Source organism: Streptomyces sp. NPDC030991 (genome assembly GCF_055571235.1).
In genome coordinates this window covers 33,524-54,921 of sequence record NZ_JBVIFR010000007.1, presented here as the reverse complement: position 1 = coordinate 54,921, position 21,398 = coordinate 33,524, and the positions used below count along the sequence as shown (strand labels likewise).

General features: G+C 72.4%; 15 protein-coding genes. 9 read left to right on the top strand and 6 right to left on the bottom strand.

Annotation, left to right across the window (positions count from 1 at the left end):
* Positions 1 to 2: 2 nt before the first annotated feature.
* From nusA to ACZ45E_RS15195, 9 genes are all read left to right on the top strand, one after another.
* Positions 3 to 989, top strand: coding sequence for a transcription termination factor NusA (gene nusA / locus ACZ45E_RS15235; protein WP_468220882.1), 987 nt, complete (start codon positions 3 to 5; stop codon positions 987 to 989).
* Positions 990 to 1,093: 104 nt separating this feature from the next.
* Positions 1,094 to 1,372 (top strand): YlxR family protein, encoded by a 279-nt coding sequence (locus ACZ45E_RS15230; protein WP_468220879.1) that lies wholly within the window; start codon positions 1,094 to 1,096, stop codon positions 1,370 to 1,372.
* Positions 1,373 to 1,518: 146 nt separating this feature from the next.
* The gene (gene infB / locus ACZ45E_RS15225; RefSeq protein ID WP_468220877.1) at positions 1,519 to 4,626 is read left to right on the top strand and encodes a translation initiation factor IF-2; all 3,108 of its coding nucleotides are present in this window, start codon (positions 1,519 to 1,521) and stop codon (positions 4,624 to 4,626) included.
* A gap of 152 nt (positions 4,627 to 4,778) precedes the next feature.
* The gene (locus ACZ45E_RS15220) at positions 4,779 to 5,072 is read left to right on the top strand and encodes a DUF503 domain-containing protein (RefSeq protein WP_404154420.1); all 294 of its coding nucleotides are present in this window, start codon (positions 4,779 to 4,781) and stop codon (positions 5,070 to 5,072) included.
* A gap of 39 nt (positions 5,073 to 5,111) precedes the next feature.
* Entirely contained in the window at positions 5,112 to 5,612 is a 501-nt protein-coding gene (gene rbfA, locus ACZ45E_RS15215; protein WP_468220874.1) for a 30S ribosome-binding factor RbfA, read from the top strand.
* 2 nt (positions 5,613 to 5,614) lie between these two features.
* On the top strand, positions 5,615 to 6,520 hold the full coding sequence (truB, locus tag ACZ45E_RS15210) for a tRNA pseudouridine(55) synthase TruB (protein ID WP_468220872.1): 906 nt from the start codon (positions 5,615 to 5,617) through the stop codon (positions 6,518 to 6,520).
* A gap of 249 nt (positions 6,521 to 6,769) precedes the next feature.
* On the top strand, positions 6,770 to 10,132 hold the full coding sequence (locus ACZ45E_RS15205; protein WP_468220871.1) for a trypsin-like peptidase domain-containing protein: 3,363 nt from the start codon (positions 6,770 to 6,772) through the stop codon (positions 10,130 to 10,132).
* A 172-nt stretch (positions 10,133 to 10,304) separates the two neighbouring features.
* Complete coding sequence (locus ACZ45E_RS15200; RefSeq protein WP_468220868.1) at positions 10,305 to 11,255, top strand: bifunctional riboflavin kinase/FAD synthetase; 951 nt, start codon at positions 10,305 to 10,307, stop codon at positions 11,253 to 11,255.
* Positions 11,256 to 11,358: 103 nt separating this feature from the next.
* Positions 11,359 to 11,847, top strand: a complete 489-nt coding sequence (locus ACZ45E_RS15195; protein WP_468220865.1) for a carboxymuconolactone decarboxylase family protein — start codon at positions 11,359 to 11,361, stop codon at positions 11,845 to 11,847.
* Positions 11,848 to 11,929: 82 nt separating this feature from the next.
* Here the strand turns inward: ACZ45E_RS15195 and ACZ45E_RS15190 are convergent, their stop codons facing one another.
* The 6 genes from ACZ45E_RS15190 to ACZ45E_RS15165 form a co-directional block, all read right to left on the bottom strand.
* On the bottom strand, positions 11,930 to 12,928 hold the full coding sequence (locus tag ACZ45E_RS15190) for an oligopeptide/dipeptide ABC transporter ATP-binding protein (protein WP_468220863.1): 999 nt from the start codon (positions 12,926 to 12,928) through the stop codon (positions 11,930 to 11,932).
* Positions 12,925 to 13,917, bottom strand: coding sequence for an ABC transporter ATP-binding protein (locus tag ACZ45E_RS15185; RefSeq protein ID WP_468220860.1), 993 nt, complete (start codon positions 13,915 to 13,917; stop codon positions 12,925 to 12,927). The genes ACZ45E_RS15190 and ACZ45E_RS15185 overlap by 4 nt, the downstream gene beginning before the upstream one ends.
* A complete protein-coding gene (locus tag ACZ45E_RS15180) occupies positions 13,914 to 14,837 on the bottom strand; it encodes an ABC transporter permease (RefSeq protein ID WP_468220858.1) in 924 nt (307 codons plus the stop codon). The genes ACZ45E_RS15185 and ACZ45E_RS15180 overlap by 4 nt, the downstream gene beginning before the upstream one ends.
* Positions 14,834 to 15,922 carry an ABC transporter permease gene (locus ACZ45E_RS15175; protein ID WP_468220855.1) on the bottom strand — a complete coding sequence of 363 codons (1,089 nt, stop codon included), beginning with the start codon at positions 15,920 to 15,922 and terminating at the stop codon, positions 14,834 to 14,836. Before ACZ45E_RS15175 ends, ACZ45E_RS15180 begins: the two co-directional genes overlap by 4 nt.
* Before the next feature lie 59 nt (positions 15,923 to 15,981).
* Positions 15,982 to 17,868: an ABC transporter substrate-binding protein gene (locus tag ACZ45E_RS15170; protein WP_468220854.1), complete on the bottom strand. Its 1,887-nt coding sequence runs from the start codon at positions 17,866 to 17,868 to the stop codon at positions 15,982 to 15,984.
* A 293-nt stretch (positions 17,869 to 18,161) separates the two neighbouring features.
* Positions 18,162 to 20,990: an SCO5717 family growth-regulating ATPase gene (locus ACZ45E_RS15165; RefSeq protein WP_468220852.1), complete on the bottom strand. Its 2,829-nt coding sequence runs from the start codon at positions 20,988 to 20,990 to the stop codon at positions 18,162 to 18,164.
* Between the last annotated feature and the right edge of the window lie 408 nt (positions 20,991 to 21,398).

The window sequence follows — 21,398 nt, the reverse complement described above, 5'->3', positions numbered from 1 at the left end:
CCGTGGACATCGACATGAGTGCCCTGCGGGGTCTGGTCCGGGAGAAGGAGATCTCCTTCGACCTGCTGGTCGAGGCGATCGAGTCGGCCCTCCTCATCGCCTACCACCGCACCGACGGGAGCTTCCGCCGCGCACGCGTGAAGCTGGACCGCGAGAGCGGCCACGTGACGGTGTGGGCGACGGAGGACCCGGCGGATCTCGAAGAGGGCCAGGAGGCCAAGGAGTTCGACGACACCCCGTCGGACTTCGGCCGCATCGCCGCCACCACCGCGAAGCAGGTCATCCTGCAGCGGCTGCGCGACGCCCAGGACGACGCGACGCTCGGCGAGTACGCCGGCCGTGAGGGCGACATCGTCATGGGCATGGTCCAGCAGGGCCGCGACCCGAAGAACGTGCTGGTCGACATCGGCAAGCTCGAGGCGATCCTGCCGGTGCAGGAGCAGGTGCCGGGCGAGGAGTACCAGCACGGCATGCGCCTGCGCTCGTACGTCGTCCGCGTCGCGAAGGGTGTGCGCGGTCCGTCCGTGACGCTGTCGCGCACGCACCCGAGCCTGGTGAAGAAGCTCTTCGCCCTCGAGGTGCCGGAGATCGCCGACGGCTCCGTCGAGATCACGGCCATCGCCCGCGAGGCCGGCCACCGGACGAAGATCGCCGTGCGGTCGACGCGCAGCGGGCTCAACGCCAAGGGCGCGTGCATCGGCCCCGTGGGCGGTCGCGTGCGCAACGTGATGGCCGAGCTGAACGGTGAGAAGATCGACATCGTCGACTGGTCGGACGACCCGGCGGAGATGGTGGCCAACGCGCTCTCCCCGGCCCGGGTCTCCAAGGTCGAGGTCGTCGACATGGCGGCCCGTTCGGCCCGCGTGACCGTCCCCGACTACCAGCTCTCCCTCGCCATCGGCAAGGAGGGGCAGAACGCCCGGCTCGCGGCCCGCCTCACCGGCTGGCGCATCGACATCCGTCCCGACACCGAGCAGGGCGGGGAATAAATTCAGGCGCTCCGCGCTTGGATCACGACAGTATGTGACAAGAAACAGCCGTTCGATTTATGCCCCGCAAGGGGTGAGGTCGGTACGGGGAGGTAGACTTAAGCGTGTCTGGCCGGACGCATGACCGCGCATGCCCTGAGCGAACCTGTGTGGGATGCCGGGAGCGAGCGGCCAAGAGCGATCTGTTGCGGATCGTGGTGATCGAGGGGCGATGTGTCCCCGATGATCGCGGTACGCTGCCCGGCCGGGGTGCCTACGTGCACCCCGCCCTGGTCTGTCTCGACCTGGCGGTCCGCCGCCGGGCGTTCCAGCGGGCTTATCGTGCCCCTGGACCGTTCGACACGGAGGCGCTGCGCCACCGGGTCGAGCAGGCGACACCGTAAGAAGCGCCGCACGGAACCCCTGTGCGGCCCTGGTACCCCGCGAGTTGGAAGTAGGTCGAGATTGCGATGAGCACTCGATGAGCACGCGATGAGTACGCCCATGAAGTAGCGACGGTCCGGCGTAACCCGGACCTAAAAGGAGCGAAGTGGCTAAGGTCCGGGTATACGAACTCGCCAAGGAGTTCGGAGTGGAGAGCAAGGTCGTCATGGCCAAGCTCCAAGAACTCGGTGAATTCGTACGTTCTGCGTCCTCGACGATCGAGGCGCCGGTAGTACGCAAATTGACTGACGCCCTCCAGCAGGGCAACGGCGGCAAGCCTGCCGCCAAGAAGGCCGCGCCCGCGAAGCCCGCGGCGCCGCGTCCCACCCCTTCCCCCGCGCAGGCCGCCAAGCCTGCCGCGCCGCGTCCGCCGGCCCCCAAGCCGGCCGCCGCCGAGGCGCCCGCTGCCGAGGCGCCCGCCGCCCCGGCCGCGACGCCGGGTCCGCGTCCCGCCCCGAGGCCGGCTCCCAAGCCCGCCTCGCCGGCGCCGACCGCGCCCGAGTTCACGGCGCCCCCCGAGGCTCCTGCCGCCCCGGCCGCCTCGTCGGCCCCGGCTGCCGGCAGTGCGCGTCCGGGTGCCCGTCCCGGCGCCCCCAAGCCCGCCGGCCGTCCGGCCCCCGGTCAGGGTGGCCAGGGCCGTGACAACCGCGGCGAGCGCGACAACCGCGGTGACCGCGGCGACCGTCAGGGCGCTCCGCGCCAGGGCGGCCAGGGTGCTCCCCGTCCCGGCGGTGCCCGTCCCGCGGGTCCGCGTCCGGGTAACAACCCCTTCACCTCTGGTGGCTCCACCGGCATGGCGCGCCCGCAGGCGCCCCGTCCGGGTGGCGCCCCGCGTCCCGGCGGCCAGGGTGCCCCGGGCGGCCCCCGCCCGCAGGGTGGCGGCCAGGGTGGTCCCCGTCCGCAGGGTCAGGGCGGCGCCCGTCCGACCCCGGGCGGCATGCCTCGCCCGCAGGGCGGCGCGGCCGGTCCGCGTCCCGGCGGTGCCCCCGGTGGTAACCGTCCGAACCCGGGCATGATGCCGCAGCGTCCCGCCGCGGGCCCGCGTCCCGGTGGTGGCCCCGGCGGTGGCCGTGGTCCCGGCGGCGGCGGTCGTCCCGGTGGCGGTGGCGGCGGCGGTCGTCCCGGCTTCGCCGGTCGTCCGGGCGGTCCCGGTGGCGGTGGCGGCGGTTTCGCCGGTCGTCCCGGTGGCGGCGGCGGTGGCGGTTTCGCCGGTCGCCCCGGTGGTGGCGGCGGTTTCGCCGGTCGTCCCGGTGGCGGTCGTCCCGGTGGTCCCGGTGCCCGTGGTGGCACGCAGGGTGCGTTCGGCCGTCCCGGCGGGCCCGCCCGTCGTGGTCGCAAGTCGAAGCGGCAGAGGCGCCAGGAGTACGAGGCCATGCAGGCCCCGTCGGTCGGCGGCGTCATGCTGCCTCGCGGCAACGGACAGTCCGTCCGCCTGTCGCGCGGTGCCTCGCTCACCGACTTCGCGGAGAAGATCAACGCCAACCCGGCGTCGCTCGTCGCCGTGATGATGAACCTCGGCGAGATGGTCACTGCCACGCAGTCCGTCTCCGACGAGACGCTGCGGCTCCTCGCGGACGAGATGAACTACGTCCTGGAGATCGTCAGCCCGGAGGAGGAGGACCGCGAGCTGCTCGAGTCCTTCGACATCGAGTTCGGCGAGGACGAAGGTGGCGAGGAGTTCCTCGTCGCGCGTCCGCCGGTCGTGACCGTCATGGGTCACGTCGACCACGGTAAGACCCGCCTGCTCGACACCATCCGCAAGACGAACGTCATCGCGGGTGAGGCCGGCGGCATCACGCAGCACATCGGTGCGTACCAGGTCACGACCGAGGTGAACGAAGAAGAGCGCAAGATCACCTTCATCGACACCCCCGGTCACGAGGCCTTCACCGCCATGCGTGCCCGTGGTGCGAAGTCGACCGACATCGCGATCCTCGTGGTCGCGGCCAACGACGGTGTCATGCCGCAGACGGTCGAGGCGCTCAACCACGCCAAGGCCGCCGAGGTCCCGATCGTCGTCGCGGTCAACAAGATCGACGTCGAGGGTGCCGACCCGACCAAGGTGCGCGGTCAGCTGACCGAGTACGGCCTCGTGGCCGAGGAGTACGGCGGCGACACCATGTTCGTCGACATCTCCGCCAAGCAGGGCCTCAACATCGAGGCCCTCCTGGAGGCCGTGGTCCTGACCGCGGACGCCTCGCTCGACCTGCGGGCCAACCCGGAGCAGGACGCGCAGGGTATTGCGATCGAGTCCCACCTCGACCGTGGTCGCGGTGCGGTCTCGACCGTCCTGGTCCAGCGCGGCACGCTGCGCATCGGCGACACGATGGTGGTCGGCGACGCGTACGGCCGAGTCCGGGCGATGCTCGACGACAACGGGAACAACGTGGAGGAAGCGGGTCCCTCGACCCCCGTCCTCGTGCTCGGTCTCACCAACGTCCCGGGTGCCGGCGACAACTTCCTGGTGGTGGACGAGGACCGTACGGCCCGTCAGATCGCCGAGAAGCGTGCCGCTCGCGAGCGCAACGCCAACTTTGCGCGCCGCGGCGTCCGGTTCTCCCTGGAGAACCTGGACGAGGCCCTCAAGGCCGGTCTGGTGCAGGAGCTCAACCTCATCATCAAGGGCGACGCGTCCGGTTCGGTGGAGGCTCTCGAGTCCTCGCTGCTCCAGCTCGACGTCGGCGAAGAGGTCGACATCCGCGTCCTGCACCGCGGTGTGGGTGCGGTCACCGAGTCCGACATCAACCTGGCGACCGGCTCCGACGCCATCGTCATCGGCTTCAACGTCCGGGCAGCCGGCCGTGCGCAGCAGATGGCGGAGCGCGAGGGCGTCGACGTCCGGTACTACTCGGTGATCTACCAGGCCATCGAGGAGATCGAGGCGGCCCTCAAGGGCATGCTCAAGCCGGAGTACGAAGAGGTCGAGCTCGGCACGGCGGAGATCCGCGAGGTCTTCAAGTCGTCCAAGCTGGGCAACATCGCCGGTGTGCTCGTCCGGTCCGGCGAGGTCAAGCGCAACACCAAGGCGCGCTTGCTGCGTGATGGCAAGGTCATCGCGGAGAGCCTCAACATCTCCGGTCTGCGTCGCTTCAAGGACGATGTCACCGAGATCCGCGAAGGGTTCGAGGGCGGTATCAACCTCGGCAACTTCAACGACATCAAGGTCGACGACGTCATCGCGACGTACGAGATGCGCGAGAAGCCGCGCGCCTGATCCACACGGATCCACGCGGCAGCAGGTTCGGGGCCGGTCGGCGGAGCTTATTTCCGTCGATCGGCCCCGGCCGTTGCGTGTACGGTTCCTGTATCGGCGTACCGGAAGTGCGCCCATACGACCCCGAACCGGCGGGACATCCGGATACATACATGTATGTAGGGACTCTGTCCTTCGATCTGCTCCTCGGCGACGTCCACTCGCTGAAGGAGAAACGCTCCCTGGTCCGCCCGATCGTGGCCGAACTCATGCGCAAGTACGCGGTGAGCGCGGCGGAGACGGGCAGCCAGGACCTCCACCGCAGGGCCGAGATCGGGCTCGCGGTGGTCTCCGGGGACACGGGACACCTCACCGACGTACTGGACCGCTGCGAGCGTCTGGTCGCCGGGCGGCCCGAGGTGGAACTGCTCTCGGTTCGACGCAGGCTCCACAGCGACGAAGACTGAAGCAACACAAAGCGAGACAGTTACTAAGGAGACGGACCGATGGCCGACAACGCGCGCGCCAAGAGGCTGGCGGACCTCATCCGAGAGGTGGTGGCCAAGAAGCTGCAGCGCGGCATCAAGGACCCGCGGCTCGGCACCCACGTCACCATCACGGACACCCGGGTCACGGGTGACCTGCGGGAGGCGACCGTCTTCTACACGGTGTACGGGGACGACGAGGAGCGGGCCGAGGCGGCCGCCGGGCTGGAGAGCGCCAAGGGCGTCCTGCGGTCCGCGGTCGGTGCGGCGGCGGGCGTGAAGTTCACGCCGAGCCTGACCTTCGTCGCGGACGCCCTGCCGGACAACGCCAAGACGATCGAGGACCTCCTCGACAAGGCGCGGCAGTCCGACGAGAAGGTGCGTGAGACGTCCGCGGGCGCCACGTTCGCCGGCGGGGCGGACCCGTACCGCAAGCCGGAGGACGACGACGACGCCGACGACGATGCCGACGACGCCGCCGGTGCCGACGGTGCCGACGACAAGACGGACGGCGACGCCTGAGCATGTCGGACCGCACCCCACCGCCCGACGGGCTTGTCATTGTCGACAAGCCGTCGGGCTTCACTTCGCACGACGTCGTGGCCAAGATGCGCGGGATCGCGAAGACCCGCCGCGTCGGCCACGCGGGCACCCTCGACCCGATGGCGACGGGCGTGCTCGTGCTCGGCGTCGAGCGGGCCACCAAGCTCCTGGGCCATCTCGCGCTGACCGAGAAGGAGTACCTGGGCACCATCCGCCTGGGGCAGAACACCCTGACCGACGACGCGGAGGGCGAGATCACCTCGTCCACCGACGCGTCCGGGGTGCGCCGCGAGGCCGTCGACGCGGGCATCGCCAAGCTGACCGGCGCCATCATGCAGGTGCCGTCCAAGGTCAGCGCCATCAAGATCAAGGGCGTACGCAGCTACAAGCGGGCCCGGGACGGCGAGGAGTTCGAGATCCCGGCGCGGCCGGTCACCGTCTCGTCCTTCGCCGTGTACGACGTCCGGGACGCGGTCGCCGAGGACGGCACGCCCGTGCTCGACCTCGTCGTCTCCGTGGTGTGCTCCTCCGGCACCTACATCCGGGCGCTCGCCCGTGACCTGGGCGCGGATCTCGGCGTCGGCGGGCATCTGACCGCGCTGCGCCGCACGCGCGTGGGCCCGTACAAGCTGGATACGGCGCGCACGCTCGACCAGCACCAGGAGGAGCTGTCCGTGCTGCCGGTGGCCGAGGCCGCCGCTGCCGCGTTCCCCCGGTGGGACGTCGACGAGCGCCGCGGGAAGCTGCTGCTGAACGGCGTACGACTCGACATGCCCGGCGAGTACGCCGGCCGGGGCCCGATCGGTGTGTACGACCCCGCCGGTCAGTTCCTGGCGCTGGTGGAGGAGTCGAAGGGCAAGGCCAAGAGCCTCGCCGTGTTCGCCTGAGCCACCGGGTTCTTCGGTGGAGCGGCGGTTGTCCGGTTCCTGGGTGGCCGCCGCTCCACGTTCCCCCTTGTTCCCCCCGACAAGGGTCTCTCCGACATGCCCGATCGGTTCACCCCTTCGGGCGGGCGCTCGGAGGGATACGGGGGAGTGGAAGGGGGCGCGTTCGCCCGGGAGCCTGTCCAGCCGATCACCGCGCGCCTACCGTCGGACATACGGGGCGTAACGGGGAGCGGTGGGGAGGGGCGCGGCATGGTGGATCCGCCTCTGGTACGGATCTGCGATCTGGCCGGGCGTCCACGCGGGACGGGGTTCGTCGCGGACGACCGCGGCACCGTCCTCACCAGCCACGAGGTGGTGGACGGGGCCGAGGGCCTGGAGGTGCGCGCGCCGGGCGGTGCGACCTGTGTGGTGGGACCGGAGTCGGTCGTCGAACTGCCCGGGGTGGACCTCGCGACGGTGCGCACGCAAGGGCTCGACGCGGCGGCGCTGCCCGTCGCGGCCGACCCGGCCACAGCGGCCGGGTCGTATCTGCGGATCGCTGCCGGTGGCTGGCGCGAGGCCCGGGTGCTCGGGCACGTCGACGCGGTGTACACCGCCACCGGCGGCTCCCATCGGCTGGAGCGCGCCATGGAGCTGGCGGTCGGGACGGCCGGCGCCGACGCGCTGCGACCGGGTGGCGGGGCCGCAGGCGGACCCGTCCTCGACGCCCGGACGGGCGCCGTCGTCGCGACCCTGGGGACCGCGCTGCGGGCCGGGCACCAGGGAGCCGGATTCGCGGTGCCGTTGCGGGCTGCGGCCGCGGTCGAGCCCCGGCTGGCCGCGCTGCTGGCGCGCAACGACGCCACCGTCCCCGCGTACGGCTCCGAGCTGAACCTCGCCGGGGTACTGCACCTGACCGCCGTCTCGGTGGGCAGCGACGGCCCCGGCCGCGCGAGTGTCGAGCCGGTCGAACGGCCGGACGTGGTGGATGAGTTGGCGGCGTTCGAGACGGGCGGGGCGTCCGTGCTCGCGCTCGTCGGGGCCCCGGGCAGCGGCCGTACGACGGAGCTGGCCGCCCTCGCCGCGCTGCGGGCCGGGGGCGAGGGCGCCGCGCCGACCCTGTGGCTGCGCGGCGCCGACCTGCGGGGCGACGACCCCTCGGTGGCCGGCGCCGTGGGACGCGCCCTGGAGCGGGCGGGGCGGATCGTCGCGGCCTCCCGGTCCGTCGGGCCCGGCGATCTCGGCGACATCTCGCCTGAGCGCGTCGCCGGGATCGCCCGCGAGGCAGGGCGGCCGCTCATGCTGCTGCTCGACGGGCCCGAGGAGATGCCGCACGTGCTCGCGCACCGGCTCGCCGCGTGGTCGCGGGAGACCGAGCGGTGGCTGGCGGCCTGCGGTGTACGGCTCGTCGTGGCATGCCGCGGGGAGTACTGGGAGCAGGCCGGGACGCTCTTCACCGGCGCCGTGCTGCACGGGCGGGCCGGACGGCTGCCCGCCTGCGTACGGATCGGGGCGCTGACCGCGGACCAGGCACGGCGGGCGCGCGAGCGGTTCGAGGTCCCCGAGGACGCGCTCGCCCCGGCGGACGCGGGGCACCCACTCGCATTACGGCTGCTCGGCGAGGTACGGGCGGCGCTGTCCGAAAGGACGGCAGGACGGCCCGGCCGGGACGAGATCTTCGCGGCCCATCTCGATCTGCTGTGCCTGCGCGTGGCGGTGCGGCTCGCCGCGGCGAGCGGTGCCCGGGGCAGGGCGGTGCGGCGGCTCGCGGCGCGGGTCTGCGGGCAGCTGCACGAGGCGGCCCGCCGCAGTCTGGGACCTGGCGAGGGCGAACTGGACCGGAAGACGTTCGAGGAGCTGTTCCCGTGGGGCACCCGGGGCGGGGTGAGCGGCTGGGCGTCGGCCGTGCTCGCGGAGGGCGTACTGGTGCCCGCGGGGAGCGGCTACCGGTTCGCGCACGAGGAGGTCGCCGACTGGATCCAGGGCATGCACCTGGATGTGGACGCGGCGCTGGACGCGCTCGTCCTGCGGCGCCGCGGCGGCGGGACGGTGCCGGTGCCGCGCCACCGGGCCGGGCCCGTCGTGCGGGCGCTGCTCCTGGTCGAGCGACAGCAGGGCCCGGCCGAACTCGCCCTGCGGCTCAGCGAGTTGAGCGAATGGTGCGGACCGCCCGGGGCGACGGAGGAGGGCGGCGAAGCGGGCTGGTGGGCCCGGCACCTCGTCGCGGAGGTGCTGCCGCGTGTCCGTGACGCCCGCGCCTACCGCCCCGTACTCGAAGGGCTCGCCGACCGCGGCGCCTTCGGGCCCTGGTTCTGGACCGCCCTGCCCGTGGACGACGACCTCCGGTTCGAGCTGCTGCGGCGACTCGTCGTGCACGACGCGCGGCAGCCGGGCGGCCGGTACCTGGACGCCGTCGCCGACGCCCTCGCCGCCGAGCCGGTACGGGCGCAGCGACGGCTCACCCGCTGGTTCGACGACGAGCGGCCCCTGCCCGCGCTGCCCGACGCCACTGTGGCGGACGCCGCGCAGGCGCTGCTCCACACCCACCGGCGCCGGGCCGTCGACGACCTCGTCGAGGCGCTCGTCGACCGCGCTCATCCACGCGCCGAGGAGCTGCTCACCGCCGTGGCCGACGAGGAGCCGTCCGCGCTGTGCCGAGCCGTCGCCCGCTGGGCCGTGGACGAGCGGCCTGCCCGGCGCGCGGCAGCCGCGGCGCACGGTCTGCGGGTGGCCGCCCGCGTGACGGCCGAGGTAGACAGGACCCCACTGCGCCGCGCCGCGCTCACCCTGCTGGCCCGCCCCGACGACCGGGCGCTGCACGGCGCCGCGCTCGCCCTGCTCGTACGGGACCCGCGGTCGCGCTCCGCCTACCTGGCGCGGGCCGTCGGGCACTTCACCTCCGGGGACCCGCGGCTGCCCGCCGCCGCGCTGGCCGCAGCGCTCACCACGGACCCGGAACCGGTCTTCGAGGCGTTCCGGACCCGGCTCACGGCACCGGGGCCCGGCGCGGCGGAGCTGCCGCTCACCCTGGCCGACCTCGCCCCGCCCGACCTGGCGCGGCGCGCGGCCGTGCTCATGGAGGAGCTGGCGCGAGCCGCGCCGGAGACCACCGCCGGGCATCTGGCGGCCTTCGTCGACCGGCGCCTGGAGCACGGGTCCGCGGCCCGCGCCGAGCTGGTCCCCCTCGTCTCGGGGCTGCTGCGGACCGGCCCCGCCCCGGTCCGCGCCGCGCTCGCCCCGGTCCTCACCGCGCCCGGCACCGCCGCCTCGCGCGGGTCGCGGACCGAGCTGCTCGACGTGCTGCTCGGGCAGGAGCGCGAACCGGCGGTCCTGGACGCCGCGCTGAGGGCCGCCGCGCGGGCCGCGGTACGGCTCGGGCAGCCCCGGACGCGGGAGCTGGTGCACCGCACGGGCGAGTTGCTCGCCCGCACCCCGCAGGGCGCCGTCCGCTTCGACCGGACCCTGGTCGAACTCGCGCGCGACGTGCCGGGGTTCGCCGCGCCGCTGGCCCACTGGCTCGCGGCCGGCGCCCAGGAGTGGGCGGCGCTGGTCGGGCCGGGCGCCCGGCGCACCATCGAGAACCTGGCCGGGGTGCGGGTCCCCGCCCGCGGAGCCTGTGCCCCCGCCCGATGAGAGACGCGGGCGGTCGGCATGGCACTCTTAGACCTGCGTAATCGGTAGGAGGCGCAGGAATCGGCGAGGCCCGTCGAGGACTGGCTGAGCCGGCGGGGCCGCCGGGCCGACCGAGAGCGCGGAGACCGCAGAGACGGATTCGTCGTACACAGGTTTGCGAGGAGCAATCACCGTGCAGCGCTGGCGTGGCTTGGAGGACATCCCCCAGGACTGGGGGCGCAGCGTCGTCACCATCGGCTCCTACGACGGGGTGCACCGCGGACACCAGCTGATCATCGGGCGGGCCGTCGAGCGGGCGCGCGAGCTGGGCCTTCCGGTGGTCGTCGTCACGTTCGACCCGCACCCGAGCGAGGTCGTGCGCCCCGGCTCGCACCCGCCGCTGCTCGCGCCGCACCACCGGCGCGCCGAGCTGATGGCCGAGCTGGGCGTCGACGCCGTGCTGATCCTCCCCTTCACCACCGAGTTCTCGAAGCTGCCGCCCGCCGAGTTCGTGGCGAAGGTGCTCGTCGACAAGTTGCACGCGCGGGTCGTCGTCGAGGGCCCCAACTTCCGCTTCGGACACAAGGCCGCGGGCGATGTCGGCTTCCTCGCCGAGCAGGGCGGGACCTACGACTTCGAGGTGGAGGTCGTGGACCTGTTCGTGAGCGGCACCGCGGGCGGCGGGCAGCCGTTCTCCTCGACGCTGACGCGCCGGCTGGTCGCCGAGGGCGACATGGAGGGCGCCCGGGAGATCCTCGGCAGGCCGCACCGCGTGGAGGGCGTGGTCGTCCGCGGCGCGCAGCGCGGCCGCGAGCTCGGCTTCCCCACCGCGAACGTGGAGACGCTGCCGCACACGGCGATCCCCGCGGACGGCGTCTACGCCGGGTGGCTGCACGTGAACGGGGAGGCGATGCCGGCGGCGATCTCCGTGGGCACCAACCCCCAGTTCGACGGTGTCGAGCGCACCGTCGAGGCGTACGCCATCGACCGGGTGGGGCTCGACCTGTACGGCCTGCACGTGGCAGTCGACTTCCTGGCGTTCGTGCGCGGCATGGCGAAGTTCGACTCGCTCGACCAGCTCATCGAGGCCATCGCCCATGACGTGAAGTGCTCCCGGGAGCTCGTCGAGGCGTACAGCGCCTGAGCCTCGCGGCCGCGTGGCGCAGCTCACACGCGGGCATGTCACAAGCGGCCCGCCCGCCCCGTCTCGTTGGTGGAAGCACACACCACGGCACAGGGAGCCCGTCATGGAAGCTCGTCTGAACATGTTCGCCAGCAAGTCCGCGATGGGGTTCGTGAAGCGCCTCGTCGGGGCCAACATGCCGCTCATCGACTCGGCCCTGCCGGCCGCCACGCAGGAACTGGTGAAGATCCGCGCCAGCCAGATCAACGGCTGCTCGGGCTGTCTCGACATGCACACCAAGGAGGCCGCGGCCGCGGGGGAGACCTCGCTGCGGCTCCACCTGATCGCGGCCTGGCGTGAGGCCACGGTGTTCACCGAGGCCGAGCGCGCCGCCCTCGAAATGACGGAACAGGGCACCCGCCTGGCCGACGGCGCCGGCGGCGTCACGGACGAGGCCTGGGCCGACGCCGCCAAGCACTACGACGAGGACCAGCTCGGCGCGCTGGTGTGCCTGATCGCCAGCATCAACGCCTTCAACCGTCTGAACGTCATCGTGCAGCAGCCCGCGGGCGGTTACGAGGTCGGCCAGGCGGCGGCGTTCCACAAGGCGTGACCCGGCCGCCGTTCCCCGCGCCCGTCGGGGGCGCGGGGAACGGTCCGGCAGGACTTTCCCGCCGGCACCGGCCGGGCAGGAGCTACGGCGTACCCTCGGTCACGCGTGCCCGAGCCCAGTGGCAGGCCACCTGCGCCTCGCCCCCGCCGCCGAGGAGCGGCAGATCCACGGTGCGGCACGACTCGGCGACACCGGCCCGCTCCGCCTCCCCGCTCGCGAGGACCTGACACCGCGCGTGGAACCGGCAGCCCCCGGGGATCCGCGACGGATCCGGCGGCTCGCCGGTGAGCACCACGGGCTCGCCCGGCGCCTCCGGCAGGACCGACAACAGGGCCTGCGTGTACGGGTGCCGGGGCGCCGTCAACACCTCCTCGACCGCCCCCGTCTCGACGATCCGGCCCAGGTACATCACCGCCACCCGGTCCGCGATGTTCCAGGCCAGACCCAGGTCGTGCGTGACGACCAGCGCCGAGAGCCCCAGCTCGTCGCGGAGCCTGAGCAGCAGCGCCAGGATCTCGCCGCGTACCGACGCGTCCAGCGACGCCACCGGCTCGTCCGCCACGATGAGTTCCGGCTCCAGGACCAGCGCGCCCGCGATGACGACACGCTGGCGCTGCCCACCGGACAGCTCGTGCGGGTAGCACAGGAAGAACCGCTCGGGGGGCCGCAACCCCGCCCGCGACAGGGCGTGCCCGACCGCCTCGCGCTCGTCGCCCGCGTACCCGTGGATGCGCAGGCCCTCCGCCACCGCGTCGTACACGGTGTGCCGCGGGTTGAGCGAACCGCTCGGGTCCTGGAGCACCAGCTGCACCCGCTTGCGGTACGCCTTCAGCGCGCGGGATCCGTAGTCCAGCGGCTCACCGGCGAAGGTGACCCGCCCCGCCGCCGGCCGCTCCAGGCCCAGCAGCGTGCGCGCCAGGCTCGTCTTGCCGCAGCCGGACTCGCCGACCAGGGCCACGATCTCGCCCGGCGCGATGTCCAGGTCGACACCGTCCACGGCCCGCGCCTCGGGCGCGCCGCGCCGCCCCGGGAACGTCACCTTCAACCGGTCCGCGGAGAGCAGACTCTGAGTGCGCGTCATGCGGTGGTGCTCCTTGCCTCTGCGTCGAGCGTCCCCGCCTCGTCCGATACGTGTACACAGGCCGCCCGGCGCCCGCCGCCCGCGTCCCGCAGCGGCTGGTCCTCGACCGCGCAGACATCCAGGGCCACCGGACAGCGCGGGTGGAACGTGCAGCCCGTGGGCAGCGCCGAGGGGTCCGGCGGATCACCGGGCAGGCCGCGCGGCGCGAACCGGGAGGCCGGGTCGCCGATGGTCGGGAACGCCGCCGAGAGGGCGTTGCCGTACGGGTGCAGCGCGTTCTCGTAGACCTGCGCCGCGGGACCCTCCTCGACGACGCGGCCCGCGTACATCACCGCGAGCCGGTCGCAGGTGTCGGAGAGGACCGCCAGGTCGTGGCTGATCATGATGAGCCCGAGGTCCTGTTCCGTCACCAACTGCTCGATCAGGCGCAGGATCTGGGCCTGGATCATCACGTCCAGGGCCGTCGTCGGCTCGTCGGCGATGATCAGCTCGGGGTCGCAGGCGAGCGCCATCGCGATCATCACGCGCTGGCGCTGGCCGCCGGAGAGCTCGTGCGGGTACGCCGCCGCGCGCGCCGCCGGAAGTCCTACGTGTTCGAGCAGCTCGGCGACCTTCTTCCTCGCGCCGGCCTGCGTCGCCTTCTTGTGCAGCAGGATCGGCTCGGCGATCTGGTCGCCGACCCGGTGCACGGCGTTGAGGGAGTGCATCGCGCCCTGAAAGACGATGGAGGCACCGGCCCAGCGCACCGCGCGGACCCGGCCCCACTTCATCGTCAGGATGTCCTCGCCGTTGAGCAGGATCTCGCCGCTGACCTTCGTCCCGGCGGGCAGCAGCCGCAGCAGCGCCAGCGCGAGCGTCGATTTGCCGCAACCCGACTCGCCCGCGATGCCGAGCTTGCTGCCCGCCTCGACGGAGAGGTTCACCCCGCGCACGGCCTGCGCCCCGCCGGCGTACGTCACCGTCAGGTCGTTCACCTGGAGCAGTGTCATGACCGGGCCCCCAGTTTCGGGTTGAGGACGGCCTCGATGGCGCGGCCGCACAAGGTGAAGGCGAGGGCCACGACGGCGATGGCGATGCCGGGCGGGGCCAGGTACCACCAGTCGCCCGCGCTGACCGCGCCCGCCTCGCGCGCGTCCTGGAGCATGCCGCCCCAGGAGGTGATCGTCGGGTCCGACAGGCCGAGGAAGGCGAGCGTCGCCTCGGTCAGGATCGCGGACGAGATGATCATGGTGGTCTGGGCGAGGACCAGCGGCATCACGTTCGGCAGCACGTGCCGGGTCATGATGTGGCCGTGGCCGCCGCCCAGGGCGCGGGAGCGCTCGATGTAGGGCCGGGACTCCACGGCCAGGGTCTGGGCGCGCACCAGGCGGGCCGTCGTCGGCCAGGTCGTCACGCCGATCGCGATGATCACCGTCCACATGGAGCGGTCCATCACGGTCGCGAGCGCGATGGCGAGGACCAGCGTCGGCATCACCAGGAACCAGTCCGTGATCCGCATCAGGACCGTCGCGAACCAGCCGCGGAAGTGCCCCGCGACGATCCCGATGACCGTGCCGATCGCCACGCACAGGAACGCCGCGAGCAGGCCCACGGTGAGCGAGACCCGCGCCCCGTACACCAGGAGGGCGAGCACGCTGCGGCCGAACTGGTCGGTGCCGAGCGGGAACGCGCCGCTCGGGCCCTCCAGCGGCCCGCCGGGCGCGTCCGTCACGCTCTGCGCGTCCGCGCCGGCCAGGGCCGGGGCGAGAATGGCGATGAGCGCGATCAGGATGAGCAGGCCAAGGCCCCACAGGCCGCTGCGGTGCGCGCGGTACGAGCGCCAGAAGCGGGCCACGGACCGGCGCTTGCGGGCCCGTGCGAGCGCCCGTGGATTGCCCGTCTCGGGGACGGGAGCGGTCTCGGTCGTCATCGGCCCACCCTCGGGTCGAGCAGCGGATAGAGGATGTCGGCGAGGGTGTTCGCCAGGATCACCGCGGTGGCGAAGACGAAGAACAGGCCCTGGACCAGCGGGAGATCGGGCACGGAAAGGGCCGAGTAGAACAGTCCGCCGAGGCCCGGCCAGGAGAAGACCGTCTCGACGAGGATCTGTCCGGCGACCACGTGCCCGAGGTTCACGAACATCAGCGTGAACGTGGGCAGCATCGCGTTCGGCACCGCGTGCTTGCGGCGCACCACGTCGTCCCGCAGCCCCTTGGCCCGCGCGGTCGTCAGGTAGTCGCTGCCCATCTCGTCGAGCAGCGAGGAGCGCATGACCAGCAGCGTCTGCGCGTAGCCGACCGCGACGAGCGTGATCACGGGCAGGATCAGATGGTGCGCGACGTCGACGACGTACGCGAAGCCGCTCTCGCCGCCCGATTCGAGGCCGCCGGTCGGGAACATGCCGGGGATCGGCCCGATGCCCACCGAGAAGACGATGATCAGCAGCAGACCCAGCCAGAACGACGGGATCGAGTAGAGGGTCAGCGCGAAGGCCGTGTTGAAGCGGTCGCTGCGCGAACCGTTGCGCCAGGCCGTACGCGTCCCCAGCCAGATGCCGAGCGCCGAGTACAGGACGTACGCCGTGCCGGTCAGCAGCAGCGTCGCCGGGAGCGCGTCGGCGATCTTGTCGATGACGGGGGTGTGGAACTGGTACGAGGTGCCGAAGTCACCGGTGAGCGCGTCTCCGATGTACGACGTGAACTGCTTCCACATCGGCTGGTCGAGGCCGAACTGGTGGCGCAGGTTCTCCAGTTGCTGCTCGGAGACCCGCTTGCCGCCCGTCATCTGCTTGACCGGGTCGCTCGGGATGAGGCGGAAGAGGAAGAAGCTGGTGACGAGGACGGCGAAGAGCGAGACGATCGCGCCCCCGATCTTCGCCGCCGCGTACCGGAGGTACGCCTTGGTGTCGCGGGCCCGTGGGCCGCGGGCGCCCGGCGACGCCCCGGCCGGGAAGGCCGGGTCGCCGTCGGGCGCGTCCGCGGGATGCACGAGCGCCGGAGTGCTGTCAGCTGTCATGGTTCATGCGAACTCTCGTTACTCGTGCGGGTGGTGACCGGTCGTGGTCGTCGCAGTGGTTACTCGCGGTCGTCCGTCGTGGTCCTTCGCCGCCTGGCGAAGAAGACGCCGCCGCCGATGACGACGAGCGCGGCGACGACGATCCCGATCACGAGGCCGGTGGAGGAACCGGACGAGTCCGAGTCGCTGCTGGACGCGGCGGCGGGCTCGGCCGACCACCAGCTCCAGTAGCCGTCCTGGCCGTAGATGTTCCCGGCCGCGGTCGGCATGGTCCGGATGGACTTGATCTGGTCCGTGCGGTACGCCTCGACCGCGTTCGGGTAGGCCATGACATTCATGTACCCGGAGTCGTACAGCCACGACTCCATCTGCTTGACGTAACCGGCGCGCTTGGCCGGGTCGTACTCGGCGAGCTGCTTGTTGTACAGGTCGTCGTAGGTCTTGTCGCAGATGCCGTTGTCGGTCGCGGCCGTCTCCCGCGCCTTGGTGGGCAGGGCGGCGCAGGTGTGGATGCCGAGGACGAAGTCCGGGTCCGGGTTGACCGACCAGCCGTCGAAGGCGAGGTCGTACTCACCCGCGTACCAGGGCACCGAGACGTCGTCGACGCAGTTGAGTTCGAGGCCGACGCCGATCTTGCCCCACCACTCCTTCAGGTACTTGCCGACCGCCTTGTCGTTCGGGTCGGTCGCGTGGCACAGCATGCGCAGGTTCAGCGGCTTGCCGTCCTTGCCGACGCGCTTGCCGCCCTTGAGCGGGTAGCCCGCGTCGTCGAGCATCTTGCCCGCCGCCGTCACGTCGTACGACAGCTTCTGGCTGTCCGACGGCTGCCAGTAGTAGTCCGAGAAACGGGGCGGGATGTACCCCGCGCCCTGCACGGCGTGGCCCTGGAAGACCTTGTCGACGATGGCCTTGGTGTCGACCGCGCGGAACAGCGCCTGGCGCACCTTCTGGTCGAGGAGCGCCTTGTTGCCGTCGCCGAACTTCTTGCCGTCCTTGGTCCGCCAGCCCGGGTTCACGGCGATCGCGTAGAAGCGGCGGCCCGGACCCTCGTTGACCTTGATGTTCTTCTCGCCCTTGAGGGACGCCGCCTGAGCGGGCGTCAGCGCGGGCGAGCCGGCGACGAAGGAGACCTCGCCCTTGCGCAGGGCGGCGACGGCGGCGTCCTGGTCCTTGTACGTCTTGAAGACGATCTCGTCGAACTGCGGTGTCTTCGTCTTGCGCCAGAAGTCCTTGTTGGCCTTCAACTTCACGTACTGGTCGGTCTTGTAGTCGGTCAGGACGAACGGGCCGTTGCCGACGACGGGGAACTTCTCGTCGTTGTTGAACTTCGCGTAGTCCTTGACGTCCTTCCAGATGTGCTCCGGCACGATCGGGACGTCGAGAGCGGTCATCGTCGACTGCGGCTTCTTCAGCTCGACGACGAGCTGGGTGTCGCTGGGCGCGGTGACCTTCTTGAAGTTGCCGACGAACGAGCCGTTGGCCGTGGCCGCGCCCTCGTCGGTCATCATCTTGTTGAACGTGAAGGCCGCGTCCTTGGCGGTCGCCTTCCGGCCGTCGGACCACTTCGAGTTCGACCGAATGGTGTACGTCCACGTCAACTTGTCGGACGATGATTCCCACTTCGTGGCGAAGCCCGGGACGACGTGGTTGTCCTTCGGGTCGTAGTTCGTCAGGAACTCGTTCGTCAGGCGCAGGACGCTCGTGCTGAGGAGACGCTGCGCCAGGAACGGGCTCAGCGAGTCGACGCTCTGCGCGACCGCCACCGTGAGGGTCTTCCTACCGCCGTCGGTCTTGGCCTCGGCCTGCTGGGGGGCCGGGTTGAGCGGCGTGGCCAGGCCCGCCGTCAGAGCGAGGGCGGCGGCACCTGCCGCGAGGTAGAGCCGCACGCCGCGCCGCCCGGCAGGCGCCGTTCTGTGGTGCTGGTGTTGCTGAGCCGTTGTATCCATCGGTCGGGGACCTCACGCATCGCTCGCACAGCATGGCTGGACTTGAGTGTTCAGGATGTTCGGGGGGAATGAAGTGTTGGTTTATCAGCGGCAGTTGACGCACGTCAACGGCAGGTGAACCCCATGTGGCCTGCGGAAATAACGAGTTGACGTGTATTTCACGCACATTGGTGGAGACCTCTGACGCTTTGCAGGCCAGCGAGTGGCGCCCATAACGCGGCGGTACGGTCCAGTACACGCGAAAGGCCCGCACCGTCCAAGGGTGCGGGCCTTTCGGGGAGTTGTTCCTACGGTTACTGCTGCTGTGGCGGCTGCTGCTGCCAGGCCGGGGGCGGGCCGGGCTGCTGCGGTGGCTGCTGCACGGGCTGCTGCTGCGCCTGCGGCGGGGGCGGCGGGACCTGCCAGCCGGGCTGGGGTCCCGGCTGCTGGGGCTGCGCCGGCGGCGGGCCCTGCTGCGGCGCCCCGTGCGGCGGGTAGGGCGCGGACGGCTGCTGCTGCCCGGGGTAGGGCTGCTGACCCGGGTACGGCTGCTGTCCGGGGTACGGCTGCTGGCCGCCGGGCATCGGCGGGGCCATCGTGGGCGGCGGGTTGCCGTCCGAGGTCCACAGGCCCTGCTGCTGCTGGGCGCGGGAGAAGTCCTCGGCGACCATCGCGGAGAGGTTGAAGTACGCCTCCCGCACCTTCGGCCGCATCATGTCGAGGTCAACCTCGGCGCCGGCCGCCAGATGTTCGTCGAACGGGACCACGACGACCCCGCGGCAGCGCGTCTCGAAGTGGCTGACGATGTCCTCCACCTTGATCATCTTGCCGGTCTCGCGGACCCCGGAGATGACCGTGATCGAGCGCGAGACGAGATCGGCGTAACCGTGCGCGGAGAGCCAGTCCAGGGTCGTACTGGCGCTGCTCGCACCGTCCACCGACGGGGTCGAGATGATGATCAACTGGTGGGCCAGGTCCAGGACTCCGCGCATCGCGGAGTAGAGCAGCCCGGTACCGGAGTCGGTCAGGATGATCGGGTACTGCTTGCCGAGCACATCGATCGCGCTGCGGTAGTCCTCGTCGTTGAACGTCGTCGAGACCGCCGGGTCCACGTCGTTCGCGATGATCTCCAGGCCGGACGGCGCCTGCGAGGTGAACCGCCGGATGTCCATGTACGAGTGCAGATGCGGGATCGACTGCACCAGGTCACGGATGGTCGCGCCGGTCTCGCGGCGCACGCGGCGGCCGAGCGTGCCCGCGTCCGGGTTGGCGTCGATCGCGAGGATCTTGTCCTGCCGCTCGGTGGCGAGCGTCGAGCCGAGCGCCGTGGTCGTGGTCGTCTTGCCGACGCCGCCCTTGAGGCTGATCACGGCGATCCGGTAGCAGGACAGGACCGGCGTACGGATCAGCTCCAGCTTCCGCTGCCGCTCGGCCTCCTCCTTCTTGCCGCCGAGCTTGAAGCGCGCGTTGCCGCTGCCGGGGCGGGCGCTCTTCGCCTTCTGCCGCTTGTTGTTGAGCAGCCGGTCGGCGGAGAGCTCCACGGCCGCCGTGTAGCCGAGCGGGGCGCCGCCGACGTTCGTGGGCTGGCGCTGGTCGTGCTGCACGGGCTGCGGCCAGGCGGCACCGGAGCGCGGGTCCGCCGCGGCGGGCGGCTGGGGAGCGCCGTACGGGGGCTGCGGGCCCGGCTGGGCCTGGGCCCCGGGCTGCGCCTGCTGCGGGGGGAAGCCGTAACCGGCGCCCGGCTGCTGCGCCGGGGGCTGCGGTTGCGGCTGCGCCTGCGGTGGGGGCTGCGGCTGGCCCTGCGCCGGGGGCTGCGCCTGCTGCGGGAAGCCGTACCCGGGCTGCGGGGCGGGGGCGTGGGGCGCGGGGTGGCCCTGACCCTGGACCGGCGGCTGCGGCAGGGGCTGCGCCGGAGGCTGGGGGAAGCCGTAACCGCTCTGCGGCGGGGCGGGCGGCTGCGGGAATCCGTAACCGCTCTGCGGCGGGGCCTGGGGGGTCTGCGGGGCCTGCTGGGGCACGGTCGGCGCCGCCGGTGCGGGGGCTGCCGCGGCGGGCTGCGCGGGCCAGCCGGGCGGGGCGGCGGGCGGCTGCTGCGCCGCGGCGGGGTCGGTCCACTGCGGTGCGGCGGGCGGCGCGGCCGGCTGGAACGCCGGGGGCAGCGGCGGCACTCCACCATCCGGCGCGGGCGGGGGAGTCCATGCCTCGGCGGGAGCCTGCGGCGCGCTCGGGGTGTGCGGTGTGGGCGCCACGTCGCCGGTGGCGGCGGGGGTGGCTTCGGGAGCCGGTGCTGGTGCCGGTGCCGGGAAGGGGGTGGGAGCGGCGGCGTCGGGGGCGGGCGCGGGCGCCGGGGCGGTGGGCTGTTCGGCGTGGTCGTCCCCGTCGGTGCCCGCGGCGGCGGCCTCCGGAGCGATCGGGGCCCCCTCGGGCTCCGCTTCCGGCTCCTGCTGTGCGGTCGCGCCGGTCGGGCCGGTCGTGCCCGTCGCGCTGTCGGCGGCGGCCAGAGCGAAGTCCGTGCCGGCCGGCGCCTCAGCGGGTTCGGCGGACGCGGTGGGTTCAGCGGACTCGGCGGTGTCGGCGCCAAAGGTGGTGTGGGGGCTGGTGTGGGGGCCGGGAGCGCCGTGGGCGTCCACCCAGGACCGGGGCGTCTCGTCGGCACCGGTGCCGGAAGCCACGTCGGAGGTGGCACCGGCGGCAGCGCCGGAGGTGGCGTCCGCGCCGGTCGGGCCCGTGACCTCCGGGCCCTGCACGGCGGCGGCGTCCTTCTGCTCACCGAGGGCGGCCAGCTCTGCGAACTCCCGCTTCAGCGCGGCCGCGGAGAACTTCATCGTCGCGCCGCTCTCCAGGTCGCCGTTGCCGGAACCGAAGTCCGGCTCGGGGGAGACCGGTGGCGCGGCGGCCGGCGGCGGAGCCGGGACCGAGGGGACAGGGGCGGCGGGCGGCGGCACGGGGACCGGCGGCGCCGGGGGCGCCGGGGGCGCGGGCGGCTCGGGAGCCGCGGACGCCGACGCGTTCTGCGTGTACCAGGCCGGGGGGGCGTAGTCGATGGTGAACTCGCCCGTCATCTCGACACTGGACTCCGCGTCGGACTGATCATCGACGGGTGAATCCCAGCCCCCGCGGATATCGTCCCGATCGCTGTTCACAATGCCTCCTGGTGTGGTCGAGCACCCTCGTGCCGTGCTGGGGGCGACCGTTCCTGTTCGATCCGCCGGGCTGACCCCCTGGCCCCCTGACGCCCGCGGCACCCGCACACGAGTGCTCACAACACGTCCTGCCCCAGCCTAATCACGAAAACCACGTGCACGGCAGGCCCGTCCACCCGGTCACGGATGTCCACTGCGTCACGTAAGGCCCGAGAGCGCCCGCGCCCGCGGCGGACGTACACCAAAACGTGACGAACGAGCACCGCCCAGTGCTGGCAAATGCCCGGATCGTACGGAAAACAGCCGTAGGGGGCCGTAGTTCGCGAGTCCTGGGGGGGGGGGGGGGGGGGGGGGGGAGAGGGGGGGACGGATTAGGTTCGCCGTCCAGCGGGTTTCAGTACCTCGGTC

Excerpts from the sequence above, each read along its gene's own strand:
- ACZ45E_RS15175 (WP_468220855.1), bottom strand. The coding sequence starts at position 15,922 with ATGACAGCTGACAGCACTCCGGCGCTCGTGCATCCCGCGGACGCGCCC.
- ACZ45E_RS15190 (WP_468220863.1), bottom strand. The coding sequence starts at position 12,928 with ATGACGCGCACTCAGAGTCTGCTCTCCGCGGACCGGTTGAAGGTGACG.
- ACZ45E_RS15170 (WP_468220854.1), bottom strand. The coding sequence starts at position 17,868 with ATGGATACAACGGCTCAGCAACACCAGCACCACAGAACGGCGCCTGCC.
- ACZ45E_RS15220 (WP_404154420.1), top strand. The coding sequence starts at position 4,779 with ATGTATGTAGGGACTCTGTCCTTCGATCTGCTCCTCGGCGACGTCCAC.
- ACZ45E_RS15185 (WP_468220860.1), bottom strand. The coding sequence starts at position 13,917 with ATGACACTGCTCCAGGTGAACGACCTGACGGTGACGTACGCCGGCGGG.
- truB (WP_468220872.1), top strand. The coding sequence starts at position 5,615 with ATGTCGGACCGCACCCCACCGCCCGACGGGCTTGTCATTGTCGACAAG.
- ACZ45E_RS15195 (WP_468220865.1), top strand. The coding sequence starts at position 11,359 with ATGGAAGCTCGTCTGAACATGTTCGCCAGCAAGTCCGCGATGGGGTTC.
- ACZ45E_RS15180 (WP_468220858.1), bottom strand. The coding sequence starts at position 14,837 with ATGACGACCGAGACCGCTCCCGTCCCCGAGACGGGCAATCCACGGGCG.
- rbfA (WP_468220874.1), top strand. The coding sequence starts at position 5,112 with ATGGCCGACAACGCGCGCGCCAAGAGGCTGGCGGACCTCATCCGAGAG.
- ACZ45E_RS15205 (WP_468220871.1), top strand. The coding sequence starts at position 6,770 with ATGGTGGATCCGCCTCTGGTACGGATCTGCGATCTGGCCGGGCGTCCA.